The organism is Nitrospirota bacterium, from assembly GCA_023229435.1.
Taxonomy (GTDB): Bacteria; Nitrospirota; UBA9217; order UBA9217; family UBA9217; genus JALNZF01.
Genome location: JALNZF010000006.1, coordinates 34,754 through 51,420 on the forward strand (window position 1 = coordinate 34,754; position 16,667 = coordinate 51,420).

General features: G+C 54.7%; 16 protein-coding genes, 1 tRNA gene and 1 pseudogene. 12 read left to right on the forward strand and 6 right to left on the reverse strand.

Annotation, left to right across the window (positions count from 1 at the left end; genetic code table 11):
• The first annotated feature begins 5 nt into the window (after positions 1-5).
• From M0R70_06220 to M0R70_06245, 6 genes are all read left to right on the forward strand, one after another.
• Complete coding sequence (locus M0R70_06220; GenBank protein MCK9418955.1) at positions 6-635, forward strand: L,D-transpeptidase; 630 nt, start codon at positions 6-8, stop codon at positions 633-635.
• 20 nt (positions 636-655) lie between these two features.
• Positions 656-1,177: a hypothetical protein gene (locus M0R70_06225; protein ID MCK9418956.1), complete on the forward strand. Its 522-nt coding sequence runs from the start codon at positions 656-658 to the stop codon at positions 1,175-1,177.
• Between the two features lie 323 nt (positions 1,178-1,500).
• Complete coding sequence (locus M0R70_06230) at positions 1,501-2,913, forward strand: HD domain-containing protein (GenBank protein ID MCK9418957.1); 1,413 nt, start codon at positions 1,501-1,503, stop codon at positions 2,911-2,913.
• A gap of 98 nt (positions 2,914-3,011) precedes the next feature.
• Positions 3,012-4,529, forward strand: coding sequence for a diguanylate cyclase (locus M0R70_06235; protein ID MCK9418958.1), 1,518 nt, complete (start codon positions 3,012-3,014; stop codon positions 4,527-4,529).
• 266 nt (positions 4,530-4,795) lie between these two features.
• A complete protein-coding gene (locus M0R70_06240) occupies positions 4,796-4,999 on the forward strand; it encodes an FKBP-type peptidyl-prolyl cis-trans isomerase N-terminal domain-containing protein (protein ID MCK9418959.1) in 204 nt (67 codons plus the stop codon).
• Positions 5,000-5,062: 63 nt separating this feature from the next.
• Positions 5,063-5,521, forward strand: coding sequence for an FKBP-type peptidyl-prolyl cis-trans isomerase (locus M0R70_06245; GenBank protein MCK9418960.1), 459 nt, complete (start codon positions 5,063-5,065; stop codon positions 5,519-5,521).
• A 141-nt stretch (positions 5,522-5,662) separates the two neighbouring features.
• Here the strand turns inward: M0R70_06245 and M0R70_06250 are convergent.
• Together M0R70_06250 and M0R70_06255 are read right to left on the reverse strand one after the other, a co-directional pair.
• Positions 5,663-5,877, reverse strand: a pseudogene (locus M0R70_06250) (BrnA antitoxin family protein).
• 122 nt (positions 5,878-5,999) lie between these two features.
• Complete coding sequence (locus M0R70_06255) at positions 6,000-7,343, reverse strand: cytochrome C552 (GenBank protein MCK9418961.1); 1,344 nt, start codon at positions 7,341-7,343, stop codon at positions 6,000-6,002.
• Between the two features lie 436 nt (positions 7,344-7,779).
• On the opposite strand from M0R70_06255, the gene M0R70_06260 reads away from it, so the two are divergent.
• The 5 genes from M0R70_06260 to M0R70_06280 all read left to right on the forward strand — a co-directional run bounded on the left by M0R70_06260 (position 7,780) and on the right by M0R70_06280 (position 10,290).
• Positions 7,780-8,076, forward strand: coding sequence for an integration host factor subunit alpha (locus tag M0R70_06260; protein ID MCK9418962.1), 297 nt, complete (start codon positions 7,780-7,782; stop codon positions 8,074-8,076).
• 22 nt (positions 8,077-8,098) lie between these two features.
• Complete coding sequence (locus M0R70_06265; protein MCK9418963.1) at positions 8,099-8,374, forward strand: MerR family transcriptional regulator; 276 nt, start codon at positions 8,099-8,101, stop codon at positions 8,372-8,374.
• A gap of 10 nt (positions 8,375-8,384) precedes the next feature.
• Positions 8,385-8,461: transfer RNA gene (locus M0R70_06270), tRNA-Pro, on the forward strand.
• Between the two features lie 411 nt (positions 8,462-8,872).
• Positions 8,873-9,649, forward strand: coding sequence for a 5'/3'-nucleotidase SurE (surE, locus tag M0R70_06275; protein MCK9418964.1), 777 nt, complete (start codon positions 8,873-8,875; stop codon positions 9,647-9,649).
• Positions 9,649-10,290 (forward strand): protein-L-isoaspartate(D-aspartate) O-methyltransferase, encoded by a 642-nt coding sequence (locus tag M0R70_06280; GenBank protein ID MCK9418965.1) that lies wholly within the window; start codon positions 9,649-9,651, stop codon positions 10,288-10,290. The genes surE and M0R70_06280 overlap by 1 nt, the downstream gene beginning before the upstream one ends.
• A gap of 59 nt (positions 10,291-10,349) precedes the next feature.
• Here the strand turns inward: M0R70_06280 and M0R70_06285 are convergent, their stop codons facing one another.
• The 4 genes from M0R70_06285 to M0R70_06300 all read right to left on the reverse strand — a co-directional run bounded on the left by M0R70_06285 (position 10,350) and on the right by M0R70_06300 (position 14,577).
• Positions 10,350-10,931 carry a phosphatase PAP2 family protein gene (locus M0R70_06285; protein ID MCK9418966.1) on the reverse strand — a complete coding sequence of 194 codons (582 nt, stop codon included), beginning with the start codon at positions 10,929-10,931 and terminating at the stop codon, positions 10,350-10,352.
• Positions 10,932-10,948: 17 nt separating this feature from the next.
• Complete coding sequence (locus tag M0R70_06290) at positions 10,949-11,287, reverse strand: DUF190 domain-containing protein (protein ID MCK9418967.1); 339 nt, start codon at positions 11,285-11,287, stop codon at positions 10,949-10,951.
• Between the two features lie 157 nt (positions 11,288-11,444).
• Positions 11,445-11,819 carry a fluoride efflux transporter CrcB gene (gene crcB, locus M0R70_06295; protein ID MCK9418968.1) on the reverse strand — a complete coding sequence of 125 codons (375 nt, stop codon included), beginning with the start codon at positions 11,817-11,819 and terminating at the stop codon, positions 11,445-11,447.
• Between the two features lie 76 nt (positions 11,820-11,895).
• Positions 11,896-14,577: a patatin-like phospholipase family protein gene (locus M0R70_06300; GenBank protein ID MCK9418969.1), complete on the reverse strand. Its 2,682-nt coding sequence runs from the start codon at positions 14,575-14,577 to the stop codon at positions 11,896-11,898.
• 128 nt (positions 14,578-14,705) lie between these two features.
• Between M0R70_06300 and aspS the strand changes: the two genes are divergently transcribed.
• Positions 14,706-16,478 carry an aspartate--tRNA ligase gene (gene aspS / locus M0R70_06305; GenBank protein ID MCK9418970.1) on the forward strand — a complete coding sequence of 591 codons (1,773 nt, stop codon included), beginning with the start codon at positions 14,706-14,708 and terminating at the stop codon, positions 16,476-16,478.
• The last annotated feature ends 189 nt before the right edge of the window (positions 16,479-16,667 follow it).

Sequence of the window (16,667 nt, forward strand, 5' to 3'; positions counted from 1 at the left end):
CAAGAATGAAGTCGATAATCGTCCAGAGACTGTCCTTTCTGCTGTTTTCATTCATAATGCTGACGGGGTGTTCGGAAGCTCAGGCTGTGCCCATCGAGGTGCTTCGCAGTGATGTGCAGTCACTGCAGGAGCAGGCCGCGCAGCTTGATGAGGAAAACCTGGGGCTCAGGAACATGCTCAGGGACATGGACGACGATGAGCTCTATCTGGTCGTGGACACGGAAAACAACCGGCTTGCGATGAGACAGGGCAACTCCATTGTATTGACGGCGAAAGTGGGGACCGGCAGCCGGCAGTTTCTCAAGGAGGACAGGGGAAGAAACTGGTATTTTGAAAGCCCCACAGGTTCGCTCACGGTCCTTGGCAGGGAACGAAACCCGGTCTGGATCAGGCCCGACTGGTCCTATGTGGAAGAGAACATGCCCATACCGCCGGAGAACGACCCGGACCGGTTCGTGCGGGACGTGATGGGCAAGTACGCCATCCTTCTCGGGAACGGGTACAAGATCCACGGCACGAAGTGGAAGAACCTTCTGGGGACCCACTTTACCCACGGGTGTGTCTCCCTTGACGATGATAATCTCGAAATACTTTACAAATCAGTGAAGAACGGCACCAAGGTGTATATTTATTAGTGCGGAGTGCGGAGTGTAGAATGCAGAGTAAGGTAGCAAGCAAAACAGTCTGGTGGGTCCTTTTGTTCTCCCTGTTTCTCATGGGAGCGGAAAGCGGCGAACAGGACGGGGAAGAACGGGGAAAGCTTCTTGAACAGCAGAAGCAGCTGAGCGCCAGCATCGAGAAGCTCAAGCGGGAGCAGGCCTATCTGGTCTTTCAGAGTGCGATGTACGCGTCGGACTCGAAGTACCTCATCATCAATATTTCCGCAAAGACCGGGCAGCTTAAGTACAAGAACCGGATACTCAAGGACTTTTCTTTCACACTCGTATCGGGCCGGGTCAGAAGGCTCACCCGCGGCGCGCTGACGCTTACACAAAAGATCGAGGGAATCAGGGGGAAGAATCTGCTGGTCTTCGAAAAGTCCCTGGTTCTACAGGGCAAATATGCACCGGCGGTCGAGCTCGAGACGCGAATACCGCGTTTCTCTCTTTCGAAAAAAGACTTTCGGTCCGTTTATTATGCTATAGAGGCGGGGGCGAAAGCGTATATTCTGTTTTGATCCCGATGGCTCCGCTGATCGTATGGGTCCGGATGGCAGGTGCAGAGATCTTCTGCGAAGTTGCAGGTTGGGTAGGACGCAGTGAAACCCAACAGATCCAAAATAACAATTCTTAACAATCGCTTCAATTTGATGCGTCAGGTTTCGCGGTGCCTACCCGACCTACCGAGCTTCCATTGGGTGTATTCCTACTCTTTTCTTATGAGATGGCCAGAAGGGCAATACACCCTTTTCTTTTCAATGCAGAATTTACCCAGAGCAGTTTACACCGCCGATACGGTCTTTGTAGTTGACTGTAGTTTATTTCACGGTATAATCATTTCATGCGTGAACTTACCCGGGGTGAAGAATTCTATGATGGCACCGCCCTGCTGGGCGATCCGGTCCATGGGTACATCTCGTTCACCACGCCCCGCGTGGAAGGCGAGAAGACCGAGAAGGACCTGATCGATACGGCCTGGATGCAGCGCCTGCGCCAGATATACCAGTTGCAGAGCGCCCGGTGGGTCTATCCCTCGGCGGAGCACAGCAGGTTCCAGCACTCGCTCGGCGCCATGCACCTGGCGGGCCGGTTCGCCCGTCACCTCTATCCCTCGCTCAAGGCAGCATCGCTGGATTGCCCTTCGGCAAACTATATCGAGGAACTTTTACGGGTGACGGCCCTCCTGCATGACGTGGGGCATGGCCCCTTTGGACACTTCTTCGACGACAACTATCTCGAACAGTTCGGCCTGACCCATGAAAAACTGGGGCAGCATATCATCAAGAACGAACTGGCGGAGATCATCAAGGACATCCGTCGAAGTCCCAATGGCGAATTCGCGAAGAAAGAGAAGCTGGACCCGGAGCAGATCGCCTTCCTGATCGGCAAGGGGGCCCAGTCGGCATCGACGGTGAAAAAACAGCAGTGGCTCGTCTTCCTCCAACCGCTTCTTTCGGGCATTTACACCGTCGACAATCTCGATTATGTAATGCGCGACGCCTACATGTGCGGCGTGGCCATCGGCGCGGTGGACATCGACCGGCTGATGTATTACACGTTCTTCACGGACAAGGGCCTCACGCTCCACAAGTCCGGGCTTACCGCTCTGAACATGTTCCTGAATGCCCGGCTGTATATGTACACGAACGTCTATTACCATCGAACCACGCGGGCGATCGACGAGCACCTCAAGGAACTGTTCAAGGAAACCATGGCGGCGTTGTTTCCGTTCAATCCCGTTGAGAACCTCAAGGCATACCGGGAACTGACCGACTGGTCCCTGCTCGAGGCCGTGCGAAAGTGGGGCGACGATGCGGATGGTTCCACGGCGGCGCTCGGACGGGAATGGGCCTCCATCCTTTCGCGCGAAGTAAAATGGAAAATGGCCTATGACGTGACACTTTCCATGAAGACCTTCGAAAAAGGGAAAACCATCATCGACGCCAGGGAACTGGTGAGCCGGATAAAAAAGAATCTTTCGCCGAAGCTTAAAGATCTGCAGTTCCGGGTGGACATGGCCAGCCAGGACCCGAGGCCGGTCAACCCGCTGATGATGGGCGAGCGCCAGATCCATGTGTTCAATCCCTCGACGCGCAAAGTAGAGAAGGAACCGCTCAAGGATTTTTTTGACTATATCCCGGCGCGCGTGGTCCAGTGCCGGGTCTTCACCCTGAACCACGACCACGATGAGGAGCTTGCCGAGATCGTTGAGAAGGTCCTGGGCATCGAAGAGAGCGTCAAGACGAACGTCTGATGCATTCTCACTTTTTCTGCGTCTCCGCTTCCCTTCGGTTGCGTTCAGGACAGGTTTCGGCGGGGTATAATGGAAGGTAAGGGATTTCATGGAAGGGTATGAGCAAAACGAAAGCCGAACATAAGATCATCATAGCCACGGTCATTGCTGTCGTGTCCATCTGGACCGTTGACTCGGCCGTTAACGCCCTGGTATTGCATAAGGGGACATTTTTGAGCCTCCTGCTGAACGCGGGGCAGAACGAACCTTTTCTTCGCATTCTCCTGACGCTGAGTTTTATTGCCTTCGGTATCATCATCGCAAGAATTACGGCCAGGTATCGCAGGACTGGGGATGTTCTGCGAAAACATTCCACCGCCATCGAGACCTCCATGGACGGGATCACCCTTAGCGATCCGGATGAAACCTATGTCTACGTCAACCAGGCTTTTGCAACGATCAATGGATATGACGGTCCGGAGGAACTGACGGGCAAATCATGCCGGCTCGCTTACAGTGACCGGGAGTATGAGCGGATGCGGTCCACCGTTGAACCGGTGCTGGGAAAAAGCGGCCGATGGCGCGGGGAACTGCTCGCGTTGCGCAAGAACGGCAGTACCTATTACCAGGAAGCTTCGATCACCATGCTTGATGATGGAAGCCGGATTTGCATCATTCGCGACATTACCTGGCGCAAACGGAGCGAGGAACGGCTGCGCCGGTCGGAACAGTTTCTGAACACGATCTTTGACAGTATCCGCGACCCGTTCAGCATTGTCGACCGCAACTTTCAGATCATACGGGTAAACGACGCGTATGCCCGGATGAGGAACAAGGAGGCCGGCGGACTGGTCGGCAGGAAATGTCATGAAGTGCTGCAGAACAGAGCGAGCGTCTGCGAGGGGTGCGTGGTGCATGCGACCTTCAATTCAGCCGACCCCTGTGTGAAAGAAAAGTTCATCACGCTGCATGACGGGTCCGGGATCTGGGTGGAGATCAGCACCTATCCCATCCTCGATGAGGATGGGAGCGTGTCTCACGCCATCGAATACACGCGGGACATTACCGACCGGAAACGATCCGAGGAGGAAAAGCGGCTCCTCATCGAGAAGCTGGAATATCTGTCAAGCACGGACGGCCTTACCGGGCTTATGAATCGGAGAGCGCTTACCGACAGCCTTCTTTACGAGATCGACCGCGCAAAGCGGTATAATTCAGAGCTGTCCCTTATTCTCTGCGATATAGACAATTTCAAGGAGATCAATGATGCCTGCGGCCATGACGCGGGAGATCAGGCCTTGCAGACCATTGCGGCGGCATTGAGGACCATCCTCCGGAAGGCGGACATTGCCGGGCGTTATGGAGGGGACGAGTTCATGCTTATTCTCCCGGAGACGTCGGTCAAGGGAGCGGAAAAGATCGCGGAAAAGATCCTCTCTGTCGTGAGAAACACTGAAATGAGCTTCATGGAAGATAAATCGATCCGGCTTTCCTTGAGCATCGGATTGTCCAGCCTGGAAGTGGACAGCGATACGACGGATTCTTTCATCAAACGCACTGACGACGCCATGTATGCTTCAAAAGAGGGCGGGAGGGACCGGGTTTCCACGGTCAAATCATATCCACTGTTTCCGTGAGCAGGTTGACCTTTAACGCCCCGGTACCGTGCCGTGCGCAGCCTGGATGAGCGTCCTCGAGTCAACGGGCTTTATGCGGTAACGGTCGCTGTCGCGGATATACTTTTCTTCGTTCGTCCCGTCTCCCGGCCATCCTGTATCCCATCTCTGAAGCAGGTATTTTCAAAATCCACCACAGAGATCTTAGCAGGAGAGGTGGATTGACAAGCCGGATAAATTCTGGTAATTTTATGCCCTGACAAAATACAAAGAAAGAGGGAATAAACATGAAATCGCGATTGATAATTATTGTATGTTTGGTCCTGGTTTCGAGCATGGCTTTTGCCGCTGAGAAAAAGGCGGAAAAGAAGCAGGAAGCCAAGACACACGTGCTCAAGACAGAGAAAGACAAAGTAAGTTATGCGATTGGGATGGACATGGGGAAATTTCTCAAAAAAGAAAATGATGTTGACCCGAATGTCACCTTATGAGCGATCAAGGACATATTAGCCGGCAACAAACCGTTGTTGACCGACGACGAATCCAGCCAAATCATGGAGAAGTTCCAGGAGAACCTCGTGATAAAGCAGCACCAGCGCGACCAAGCCCTGACAGAGAAGAACAAAAAAGAGGGAGAGGCTTTTCTTGAAAAGAACAAGACCAGGGAAGGGGTAAAGACCCTGCCAAGCGGTCTCCAATACAAGGTCATCACCGAGGGGAAGGGCAAGTCTCCCCGGGAACGCGATACCGTGACGGTGCATTACCGCGGCACGCTGATCGACGGAAAAGAATTCGACAGCTCGTACAAGCGCGGGCAACCCGAAACGTTCCACATGGACGGCATGATCACGGGATGGGCCGAGGCATTACAGCTTATGAAAGAAGGCTCCAAGTGGCAGCTCGTCATCCCGTCGGACCTGGCATACGGAGAGGCTGGTTCCGATACCGGCTCCATAGGGCCGAATGCGGTTTTGATCTTTGAGATAGAGTTGATCTCAGTCAAGGTTGAATAATATAATGAAGAGTGAAGGCCGTCCCTTGTGGGCCGGCCTTTTTTGTTCCAGGAGAACGGTAGTCGATTCAAATAGGGGAGCTGGCGAGGCGAGGGCGCAGGTAAAAGAAGTATCGTCGCCTTGATACGAAGGATCAGATCTTTACGCGGTTTTCCAGTGCAGGGCCAGTTTTCCATGAGAGGCGGCACAATCTCTCAGGTAGAGATTGATCAGGGTTTGGTAGGGGACGCCGATCTGCTGCGCAAGATTTTTGAAGTAGCTGATCGTGTCCTCATCCATCCTCAGCGTGACTTGACGCTTAAGCCTGCGTGCATACGGATTTTTTGTGCCTTTGAAAAATCGTATTCTTTTCTCATTATCAATCACCTTCCCCAATATCGTCTCTGTTCCGCTCGCGTTGCCTTGCGAGCTGAAATGATTCTTATGACCTCATTTCGAATAAAAAAAGCGGGGCATTGCTGCCCCGCTGGAGAACGGTCTATTTCGCCGTAGTGCCGCCATAACGCTCATTGTAGAACTTCTGGATCTTTTCGAGCTGCTCCTTGGTCATTCCCTTGGTGTACCACTCGTGCCGCACATCCGGATCGAGGTATTTCTTCACGATCTCGCCATAGAGCTCCGGACCGGCAGCGGTCTTTACCTCGGGCAGGAACTCGGTATAGAAGTTCTTTGCCACGTCATAGATGCCATGCCACCAGGCATAGTCGGGGCCGGACATGGCCGCGCCGTGCCGCGCCCGTCTGCCTTCATGGTGCCAAAGCTCCCAGTATATCCAGTCCAGCTTGTCGTCGAAATTCGCCTTCGTGATCTTGCCCTTGTCCATCAGCTCCTGCCTGATCGCGGTCGCGGGCTTTGCAAATTTGTCGTCGTAGAGATTGACAAGATTATCGAACTGTTTGTAGAACCCTTCCACGAAGGGAGCTGAATGACAATTGCTGCAGACGTTCTGCATGGCCTCGCGCTTTTTGTCCGCGTTTTCCAGCTTCTTTGAAATCGGCGGCCGTAGTGTCCAACTGATCCGTGCGCCCACATCATGGGTCACGGCCTGGGTCGGCGTGGCGCTCATATGGCAGGTGGCGCAGGTGGGGGCGGCGGAATAATCCTGTCCCACAACCCACTTGTCCTTGTGCATGTTCATGCGCTCCTTGTTGGCCTCGTACAGGATCCCGTGTTTTGATTCCTGATATACTTCCATCTGCGGATGGTCGGGGCCGAGATGGCACTTGCCGCAGGTCTGGGGTTCCCGCGCCTGCGCCTTTGAGAAACTGTGGCGCGCGTGGCAGGCCGAGCAGGACCCCTTGGAGCCATCGGGGTTTATTCTGCCGATGCCGGTGTTCGGCCAGCTGTTGGTGTCGAGCGCGCCGTTTGCAAGGACCTTGACCTTGCCGCCGTGGCACTGCAGACAGCCGACGGCAACGGCCTCCTGTCCACCCACGACTTCACCGAGATAGTTGTCCGCGGAATTAAGGATGTCCCCCGCTTTGGCATGGTGGCTCTCGGTCATCTCCTTTTCTTCCTTTGAATGGCATTTGCCGCAGTCCTTGGGAGTGACGAGGATCGCGATGGTGTATCCGTTATGCTCCATGGCATCAGCGTCGGACTTCTCCGCCTTGTGGCAGGTGTAGCAGTCAACCCCCTTTGCCGCGTGGGTGCTCAGCTTCCATTCCTTGACAAACGCGGGAGACTGCGCCTCGTGACAACCGATGCACGCCTTACCTTCTTTTGATGCCTTTACCTTTGCCGCGGCCGCTTCTCCTGGTGAAGCATGGAACGCCAGAGCCATGCCAAGTGCCAGAGATACAACTATGATCTTCTTTTTCATAAGAACCCCTCCTTTTCTATTGTTTCAGTACAATAGGTGATGGATCACGATAAATACAGTGTAGCATAAAATAAATCTGTGTAAGGGTGTCGTTTGATCAGTTTGCATCGGTTCAAAGACGTACTCATTAAAGCGCAAAACTCATTCCCATGGTTATGATTTATATCATAAATCGTAACTATCAGGGTTCAGAAGAGAACGATCAGGAGAAATGGGGAATTGAGAGGTGAAAGGGGGATGAATAGCACAACTAATAAAAAGAATGTCCTTTTCGCCATTTCGCCCGTTGCTCCCTTTCTCCTAAAAGGTTGTAAAATCCTTAACACCTGTCGTAAATACAAATCAAGGGTGTGTTACTTTGGGCTGCTAAAAGAAGAATTTCCCCTTGACTTTGAAGCGCTTATCTTCTATATTATGAGCCGTAGAGGAGGTCTGTATGACAAAAGCAGATATCATCTCAGAAGTTTTTGACAAGGTTGGCCTGCCGAAGCAGGATGCTGAAGAATTGGTGGAGATGATTCTGGATATGATAAAGCAGATCCTGAAAGAGGGGGAGACTGTGAAGCTTTCTGGTTTCGGAAACTTCGTGGTCAGGAAGAAGAACTCGAGGAAAGGCCGCAATCCGAAGACCGGCCAGGAGATCGAGATCACTCCGCGCAAGGTCGTCAGCTTCAGACCCAGCATGATTTTCAAAGAGCATGTCATCGAATCCCCAACAGCCACAGCCGAATAAGCTTTTTTTCAGGATCGGTGAGGTGAGCCGACTTTCCGGGCTGGAAGCGTACGTACTGCGCTACTGGGAAAGCGAGTTCCCTCAGCTCAAACCGAACAAGGGCAAATCGGGACAGCGCCTCTATAGCAAAAAAGACTTAGACGCTGTTCTCCACATCAAACAATTGCTCTATAAAGATGGGTATACGATCGCCGGGGCCCGAAAGAAAATGAACAGCAAAGGAGACCAGGACGCTCTTGAGTCGGTTATCGCGAGCACCAAGAAGGAACTGAGGGAGATACTGGAAATTCTGAAATAAGGTAACAAGTCGGGGCGTGGCGCAGCCTGGTAGCGTACTTGCTTGGGGTGCAAGGGGTCGGCCGTTCGAATCGGCTCGCCCCGACCAATTATATAAAGCTCATAACTTGAAAAAGTTATGAGCTTTTCTTTTTGTGATTGCGTAAGATGACCATCATGGCTCATGAGCAGATATGACGCTATGCGCTCCTTGTGTGGTGTGAGCGACATGTAGGTATAATTATATCAATTAGTTGTGTCAATATTATTTTACAATAAGACTTGCTTCTGATATACTCCGCTGTGTCGATTAATAACATGGTTAGGCCCATTCTGATGCTCGTATACCACTACCTAAACGAACCCTTCGGATTAAAGAACCTTCGTGCCGCTGAAAGACTACGCGCTGGTTAGCTCATCGTTCTCTCTTTCCCCTTTACATTGCCCGGCCTTTTATTGTATAAACCTCATATCATATATCTCATCTGCTCTATCGATAACGATACAAAGAGGTTTAACCATGATCCTCGTAACGAACGACGACGGCGTATACTCCCCGGGCATCCAGCTTCTTGCCAGGCATTTGCGGGAACTTGACTCGGTGGTGATCGTTGCCCCTGACCGCGAACGGAGCGCGGCAGGCCATTCCATGACGCTTCACCGGCCGCTTCTGATCGAAGAGATCAAGGAATCGATGTACAGCGTCAATGGTACGACAACGGACTGCGTGAACATCGCGGTCAAGGGTTTGCTCAAAGAGACCCCGCGGCTCGTGGTCTCCGGCATCAACAAGGGGCCGAATCTTGGGGATGATGTGACCTATTCAGGGACCGTCGCGGGGGCCATCGAAGGCATTCTGCTCGGGATCCCTTCCTTTGCCATCTCACTCAATGGGCGTGAGGATTTCCGTTTTGCCGAGGCAGCGGAAGTGGCCTTCAGTACCGCCCGGCGGATACTTGAGGAGGGGCTTCCCGCCGGCACCCTTCTGAACATCAATGTTCCGAACCTTCCTTTCTCCGAAGTCTCGGGCACGCGTATCACCCGGCTCGGCAAACGCATTTATCACCAGATGACCGTGGAGCGCGTGGACCCGAGAGGAAAAAAATACTATTGGATCGGGGGCGGCGAACCGGATTGGGAGCGGGAAGAGGGCACGGACTTCGACGCTGTAGACCGCAAGATGATCTCGATCACTCCGCTCCATCTTGATATGACGGACTATTCTTCGTTCGACAGGCTGAAATCCTTGGAGACAATGTCCTATGCGCCACCGGCGACGCGCAGGAGCAGCGAGTGATAAACTATGAAAAAGAACGCAGCCGGATGGTGGACGAGCAGATCGTCAGCCGGGGAGTAAAGGACGAACGTGTTCTCGCGGTCATGCGCAAAATACCCCGCCATGAGTTTCTGCCCGAGGCCATCCGCGGCATGTCTTATGCCGATAACGCGCTTCCGCTCGGCGAAGGCCAGACAATGTCCCAGCCCTACATGGTTGCGCTCATGACCGAGCTCCTCGGTCTCAAGGGCTCGGAACGGGTACTCGAGATCGGGACCGGCTCAGGCTACCAGGCCGCGGTGCTCGCGGAATTGTGCGGGAAGGTCTATTCCGTGGAGCGCGTCAAGCCGCTGGCGGACAAGGCCAGGGTGCAGCTCGACCGGCTGGGGTATAAAAGTGTGGCGATAAAAGTTTACGACGGCACGTACGGCTGGAAGGAGATGGCGCCTTTTGATGCGATCATGGTGACCGCGGGTTCGCCCGATATCCCGGCGCCGCTCGTGGAACAGCTCAAAGCGGGCGGCAGGATGGTGATCCCCGTGGGCGACCGGTATGGACAGCAGCTTATCACGGTGGTCAAGACCGCGGAAGGCATGATCACCGAACGGAGCATCCCCTGTGTGTTCGTTCCACTTATCGGCAATCATGGATGGAAGGAGTAGGTTTGAGTGCGGATTGCGGATTGCGGAATGCGGAGTGCGGAGTCAGGAGTGGTATCACCTCAATGGCGGTATTTAATCGCTATCCTGCGCCATAAAACCGATAATAGCATTCCAATCATGATCCCCATCAGCGTTCCCGCCAGCACATCCGTTGGATAATGGACTCCCAGATAAATCCTTGAAAATGCGATGAGCGACGCCAGGACAAGGGGATAGATACGCCATGGCATCGTCAAATAATCCCGGGTCAGATAGAAGAGGGGTACGGCAAAGGCAAATGAGCTTATCGCATGGCCTGACGGCATGGCGTATGACTTCGGGCAGGCGGTAATGAGCCGGATCCCCTCGATCGCCATGCATGGCCTTTCCCGGTCAATAGCGTTTTTCAACACAACCCCCGCCCATTCCGCGAGAAAGACGGCGCAACAGGAGATCACGAGGGTCCAGAGCGTCGCGGACAAAAACCTTTTCCCCTGAGCATCCATCCGATCAGCGCTGCTGACGATCATATACAACAGAAACGGCAGGACCAGCAGATACCCTTGTGAGGTAAGCGCCGGCATGAGGACATCGAACAGGGTGTTCGCGGTGCCGTGATTGATGAGAAGCAGCAGTTGCGTATCGAGGGACTGGATGATCATATCGGCGAACGTGTCGCTTACTTCTTTCTATCGCTGCACTTGATGACGTTCGTGTCGCTCACTTCAATGAGCCCTTTCCCGACAACGGAGCAGATCTCGGCAAGGATGATGTTTATCATTTCCTCGGAATCAACAACTTCTATCTTGACCGGCAGGGTGGTGGAGAGTTCCAGTATCTTCGTGGTATGGAGCTTGCCTTCGCTTCCGTAACCCGCGACCCCGCGGAACACGCTTGCTCCGGATATCTTCCGGGTAAAAAGAATGTCCATGACCGCTTCATAGACCGGCTTGCCGTGGACCTTCTCGGTCTCGTCAACGTAGATGGTGAGTTTTTTTGCGGGACCGGGTTTGATCATGAAATTCTCCTTTTTCACACAAAGCCACGAAGACACGAAGTTTATGAATTGAATTTTGGATCATTAATCGCTTTCCTTCGTGCGCTTTGTGGCTTCGTGTGAGACATGAGTTGTTATGGATCAGAGTTCTCGATTTGTTGCATTGGAATGAGGACTATTATATACTTTTCGCGATCACCTCACCGAGCTTCAATGCCATGAATCCGACGATAACGCTCAACATGACGTTCAGCATCGCGATCAGCCATTCGCCGTCTTTCATGAGCGTGCCGGTCTCGTATTCAAAGGTTGAGAACGTGGTATACGCGCCGAGGAACCCCACGATAAGGAGCAATCTCCATTGCGGGTTCACCATGAAACGCTCCGTGAACAGCGACATGAGCAGGCCGATGAGAAAACTGCCGCTGATATTGATCAGGAAAGTGCCGAGGGGAAAGTTGCGTCCCCACCGCTGTCCGATCCAAAGCGCGACCCCGTACCGGGAGATCGCGCCAAGGAACCCGCCTATGCCTATGAAAAAGATATTCGCCATGGTTGTTCCGGTCTTCGAATGTTCAATTCATATCAGAAGGCGCGCGGCAAGTCAATGAAAATGGTCACGCGTATCCTCAAAAATCAAACCCCGCCGAGAAATAGATCATATGCCGGTTCTGCGCGCCGGCCCCGAAATCAAGCCGCATCGGGCCGATGATCGTGTCCGCGTGCAGACCGATGCCGGCGCCTGTCCGGAGATGGTCCACAGACACCGCTCCACTTCGTTCCCAGACATTGGCGGCCTGTCCTGTAAGGTTCAGATACACGGCCTTGACCGCCTTGAGATGGTACTCCCTGATCATCCACCGCCAGGCTGCCGAGAAACCCAGCTCATCAGAACCCGTGAACTCCCGGCGCTGGTATCCTGCCAGCGGGAAACCAAGAAGATAGTCCGCCCCGCCGATCCCGAATTTTTCCTGATAGGGCATGTCTCCGCTGCCCAGACCGCCCGATCCTTCAAGGATCAACGTATGTCGTTCTGCTATCGGTATGGCTCCTTGGAGCGAGAGCGCGGTCTTGGTAAAGGCATTGGTGCTGCCATACGCGGGCCGGGCGCTTTCGTAGGACCCTTTCAGTAATATCCCGGTGTGCGGGAAGATATTCCTGTCACGGGTGTCGATCGTGGTAAGAAAGGCAAGACTTCCGATGTGCGTAACATCCCTGGCGGGATTCGCGCCGAGGGTTTCTTCGGCACTGTCCGCGGCGTAGCGATAGCGCAGGTAGGTGTCGCCAAAGCGGAACCATTGGTAACCGAAGGCAAACTCGGCGCCGATCCGGGTGATGTCCAGTTCATTGACCTTGTGCTGGTCCTCGTAGAGGAGGTAATTTCTCTGCTGGTAGAGGGCCTGCATGCTGTGCACGAAATAGGTGTCGAGAAAGATCGGCGACCAGTATCCAAGCGTGATGTCCGTGTAATTTCCATACCGCGTCGTGAGGTAGGCTTTGATGCCCCTGCCGGTAACGTTCTCCATCACAATGTCGGTGAGGCCGGTGAACCGGTCCTCAAGGTCGTAGCGAAGTCCGAGCCGTACCTTGGTCGTGGGTTTTTCCTTTATCCTGAGCGTGATATCGATACCGCCTTGCGGGCTTTTCGTCATGTCTGCTGATACGGACTCGAAGTAGTCCAGGGCGTAGAGGTGCTGGATGTCGTAGGCGGCAGTATTGACATTCAAGGGACTGCCCGGCCGTGTTCCTGTCTCCCGCTGGATCAGGGACCGCTTTGTCCTTTTCTGTCCCGCGATCGTGACGAAGTCCACCCTTCCCTCGTAGAACTCTATCTCGAGCGTTGCGCGGTCTGTGTTCATATCGACACGTTCCACGCGAGTGAGCAGGTACCCGCGATTCTTGCAGGTTGCCACGAACCTGTCAAGCTCCGCCCGCAAGCGGGTGCTGTTGAGCACCTGCCCCTTCTGCCAGGAGAGCGTTGCAAGGATATCACTGGTCGGGATGATCGTGTTCCCTGAGAGGTTGATACGCTGGACAACGGGATTTTCCTCGACCGTGAGGACGGCGCGCGTGCCGTCGATCTCTTTTTCGAGGTCCAGAGAAACGTCGGCAAACCAGCCGAGCCGAAAGACCTCTCCCAGGGCGGCCTGGAGCTCATCAACCGCGGACTCGCGGGGGGAAAGGACCGGTGTCATGACATTCCGGATCGCGGCATCAGGTATCGTTGTGTTTCCCCGGATGTCCAGGCGGGTGATACGGTAACGATCCGATGACGGCGATTCCATGGTTCTTGGTTTCATCAGTTCACGGATGCGCGGCAAGGCCGCCTCTGCCGCTTCCTCGCCTTTCCGAACGATCTCGTGCATGGCGGGAAAATCCGTGAACAGGTAGCTCGTCGTGTCCGGCGTGATCACCAGGTCGGCCAGTGCCGCCTGCCGCTCCGATTCGCGCCTGACCTGGAGGGATATGGACTGGCTCATGATCTCGAGAAGGGTGGCAAGCTGTTCTTTCTTGTCGAGTTTCGACGAAGCGTCGACGGCAATGACCACGTCAACGCCCATCGACTTCACCACATCGACGGGAAGGTTATTGACAAGACCTCCGTCGACGAGCATGCGTCCCTGGATCTCGACCGGCTGGAACACCAGGGGGATGGCGGCGCTGGCGCGAATGGCCTCATGCAGCAGGCCGCGGCCGATAACCACGGTGTTTCCGTTCTCGATGTCCGTTGCCACGGCGCGGAAGGGTATTTTCAGCTTGTCGAAATCGAAGTCCGCCTCGAACGACGCGGCCAGTGTCTTGGACGCCAGCAGGTTGGTCAGTTTCTGGCCGGCCGACAGCCCGGAAGGCGGCATGAACCGTCCACGATAGAACGTGAATTCGAGGAGGTGGCGGCTGCCTGACTCCTTCTGTTCCTGGGTCTGAAATACGCGTCGGGGAGTGTCGGTGAATATGTCGTTCCAGTCATTTTCGAGAAAGATCTTCTCGATCTCTTCGGGAGAGTAGCCTGCGGCAAAAAGACCTCCAACGCCCGCGCCCATGCTGGTGCCCGCGATCGCGGCAACCGGGATGCCCTCCCGCGCAAGGACCTTCAACACGCCGATCGAGGCGGATGCCTTGGCACCGCCGCCGGCCAGCGCAATGCCGAGTCTCGGCATGTTTTTCCCCGCCGGAGCGGCCACGGTCTTGAGATTGCCGTGGGTAGTCGCGTAGGTGAGCCTGATCTTCAGGGATTGCGACTGGGATGCGGCATGTCCAGGGATCAGGAACAGCGCGGCAAGAGTGAGGACGGTGGCAAGTCGTGTAGCCATGGCTTCTACTATAGCATAACCCGTCGCCGTCAGTCATGCAGTTTTATGGCCAACCCGTGCTTGACTTTAGCTCGTGTTGGGTGCTATTATCGAGCCTGTTTTGCATCAATTCAGGAGGGGTAGCGAACGTGAAAGCACACAAAAAGACGCATACCTGCGGGGAATTGTCCCAGAAGGATGTGGGCGCGACGGTGACGCTCATGGGCTGGGTAAATACGAGAAGAGACCATGGCGGCCTCGTTTTCATCGATCTGCGTGATCGCGCGGGCATAACTCAGGTCGTCATCAATCCTGAAACGGCTGCGGATGCGCATAAGCTCGCCCATGACATCAGGAGCGAATTCGTTCTCGCCATCACCGGTACGGTCGCTCCGCGGCCGGGCACTACGGTCAACCCGAAGCTCCCGACCGGTGAGATCGAGGTGATCGTGAGCGGGCTTTCGGTCCTGAACCCGTCAAAGCCCCTGCCGTTCATGATCGAAGACGAGACGGACGTTGCCGAAAGCCTCAGGCTCAATTACCGCTACCTCGACCTGCGCCGGCCGAGCCTTCAGAAGGTACTCATAACCCGCCACACGATCACCAGGACCGTGCGGCAGTTTCTCGACGGCCACGGTTTCATCGATATCGAAACGCCGTTCCTGACCAAGAGCACACCCGAGGGCGCCCGGGACTACCTCGTTCCGAGCAGGGTGAACCCCGGCATGTTCTACGCGCTTCCCCAGTCGCCGCAGCTCTTCAAGCAGATCCTGATGGTGGCCGGGTTCGAGCGCTACTACCAGATCGTAAAATGCTTTCGCGACGAGGACCTGCGCGCGGACCGCCAGCCCGAATTCACCCAGATCGACCTTGAAATGTCCTTTATCGACCAGGATGATATCATCTTGCTCATGGAAGAACTCCTTGCGAAGGTTGTCAGGGAAGTGAAGGGGACCGATATCCCGACGCCGTTCCCCCGGCTCACCTACCAGGAGGCCATGGACCGCTACGGATCGGACAAGCCTGACACGCGTTTCGGGCTCGAGCTTAAGGATATTTCCGATATCGCCGGGGCGTCGGACTTCAAAGTGTTTCTCCAGGCCGTGGAACTCGGCGGGCAGGTAAGAGGTTTTGCAGCGCCGAACATGGCGGGGCTTTCGCGAAAAGAGGTGGACGACCTCACGAACGAAGCAAAGGTCTTCGGCGCAAAGGGGCTTGCCTGGATCAAGGTGACCGAAGCGGGTTTTGAATCGCCGATCGCAAAGTTCTTCAAGGACGGCCAGGTAAAAGCCATTGCCGAGAGGCTTGCGGCAAAGCCCGGCGACCTTATGATGTTCATTGCCGACAGTCCGAAGATCGTTGCCGGCACGCTCGGCTACCTCCGCCTGCTCATGGGTAAACGGCTGAACCTCATCGATGAGAGCAAACTGAATTTTCTGTGGGTCACGGACTTCCCGCTGGTGGAGTGGAACGCCGATGAAAAACGGTACGACGCCATGCACCATCCGTTTACCGCTCCCCGGGACGAGGACCTCGAGTTCATGAAGACCGATCCGCTCAAGGTCAAAGCCAAAGCGTATGATATTGTCCTGAACGGTTCCGAGATCGGCGGCGGCAGTATCCGCATCCACCGGTCGGATATACAGTCTCAGTTGTTCGGACTTCTGAACATCGCCGAAGAGGACGCGCGGAAGAAGTTCGGGTTCCTGCTCGAGGCGCTTGAGTTCGGCGCGCCGCCCCATGGCGGTCTTGCCTTTGGTCTTGACCGGCTCACGGCGATCCTGACGGGCGCCACGTCCATCCGCGACGTGATCGCGTTCCCCAAGACGCAGAAGGCCATCTGTCTTATGACCGAGGCGCCGTCGCGCGTCGCCGCCGCCCAGCTCCGGGAGCTGTCGATAAAACTGGATATCGTGGAGTGAATCAAGTGCTGAATGCGGAGTGCGGCGTGCGGAATAATAAAACCCGTCATTCCCGAAAGAAGTTATCGGGAATACAGTCGCAGTGCTTTTCCGCTGGAAAATAGAACTTATGAAATGCAAAGAATGTAATATGAAGGTTGATCTCCGGATCGGCTGACGCACGGTATATTTTCGCTGCACGGGGTGCGG

Coding starts and splice junctions, on each gene's coding strand:
- M0R70_06220 (MCK9418955.1), top strand. CDS start 6: ATGAAGTCGATAATCGTCCAGAGACTGTCCTTTCTGCTGTTTTCATTC.
- M0R70_06225 (MCK9418956.1), top strand. CDS start 656: ATGCAGAGTAAGGTAGCAAGCAAAACAGTCTGGTGGGTCCTTTTGTTC.
- M0R70_06230 (MCK9418957.1), top strand. CDS start 1,501: ATGCGTGAACTTACCCGGGGTGAAGAATTCTATGATGGCACCGCCCTG.
- M0R70_06235 (MCK9418958.1), top strand. CDS start 3,012: ATGAGCAAAACGAAAGCCGAACATAAGATCATCATAGCCACGGTCATT.
- M0R70_06240 (MCK9418959.1), top strand. CDS start 4,796: ATGAAATCGCGATTGATAATTATTGTATGTTTGGTCCTGGTTTCGAGC.
- M0R70_06245 (MCK9418960.1), top strand. CDS start 5,063: ATGGAGAAGTTCCAGGAGAACCTCGTGATAAAGCAGCACCAGCGCGAC.
- M0R70_06255 (MCK9418961.1), bottom strand. CDS start 7,343: ATGAAAAAGAAGATCATAGTTGTATCTCTGGCACTTGGCATGGCTCTG.
- M0R70_06260 (MCK9418962.1), top strand. CDS start 7,780: ATGACAAAAGCAGATATCATCTCAGAAGTTTTTGACAAGGTTGGCCTG.
- surE (MCK9418964.1), top strand. CDS start 8,873: ATGATCCTCGTAACGAACGACGACGGCGTATACTCCCCGGGCATCCAG.
- M0R70_06285 (MCK9418966.1), bottom strand. CDS start 10,931: ATGATCATCCAGTCCCTCGATACGCAACTGCTGCTTCTCATCAATCAC.
- M0R70_06290 (MCK9418967.1), bottom strand. CDS start 11,287: ATGATCAAACCCGGTCCCGCAAAAAAACTCACCATCTACGTTGACGAG.
- crcB (MCK9418968.1), bottom strand. CDS start 11,819: ATGGCGAATATCTTTTTCATAGGCATAGGCGGGTTCCTTGGCGCGATC.
- M0R70_06300 (MCK9418969.1), bottom strand. CDS start 14,577: ATGGCTACACGACTTGCCACCGTCCTCACTCTTGCCGCGCTGTTCCTG.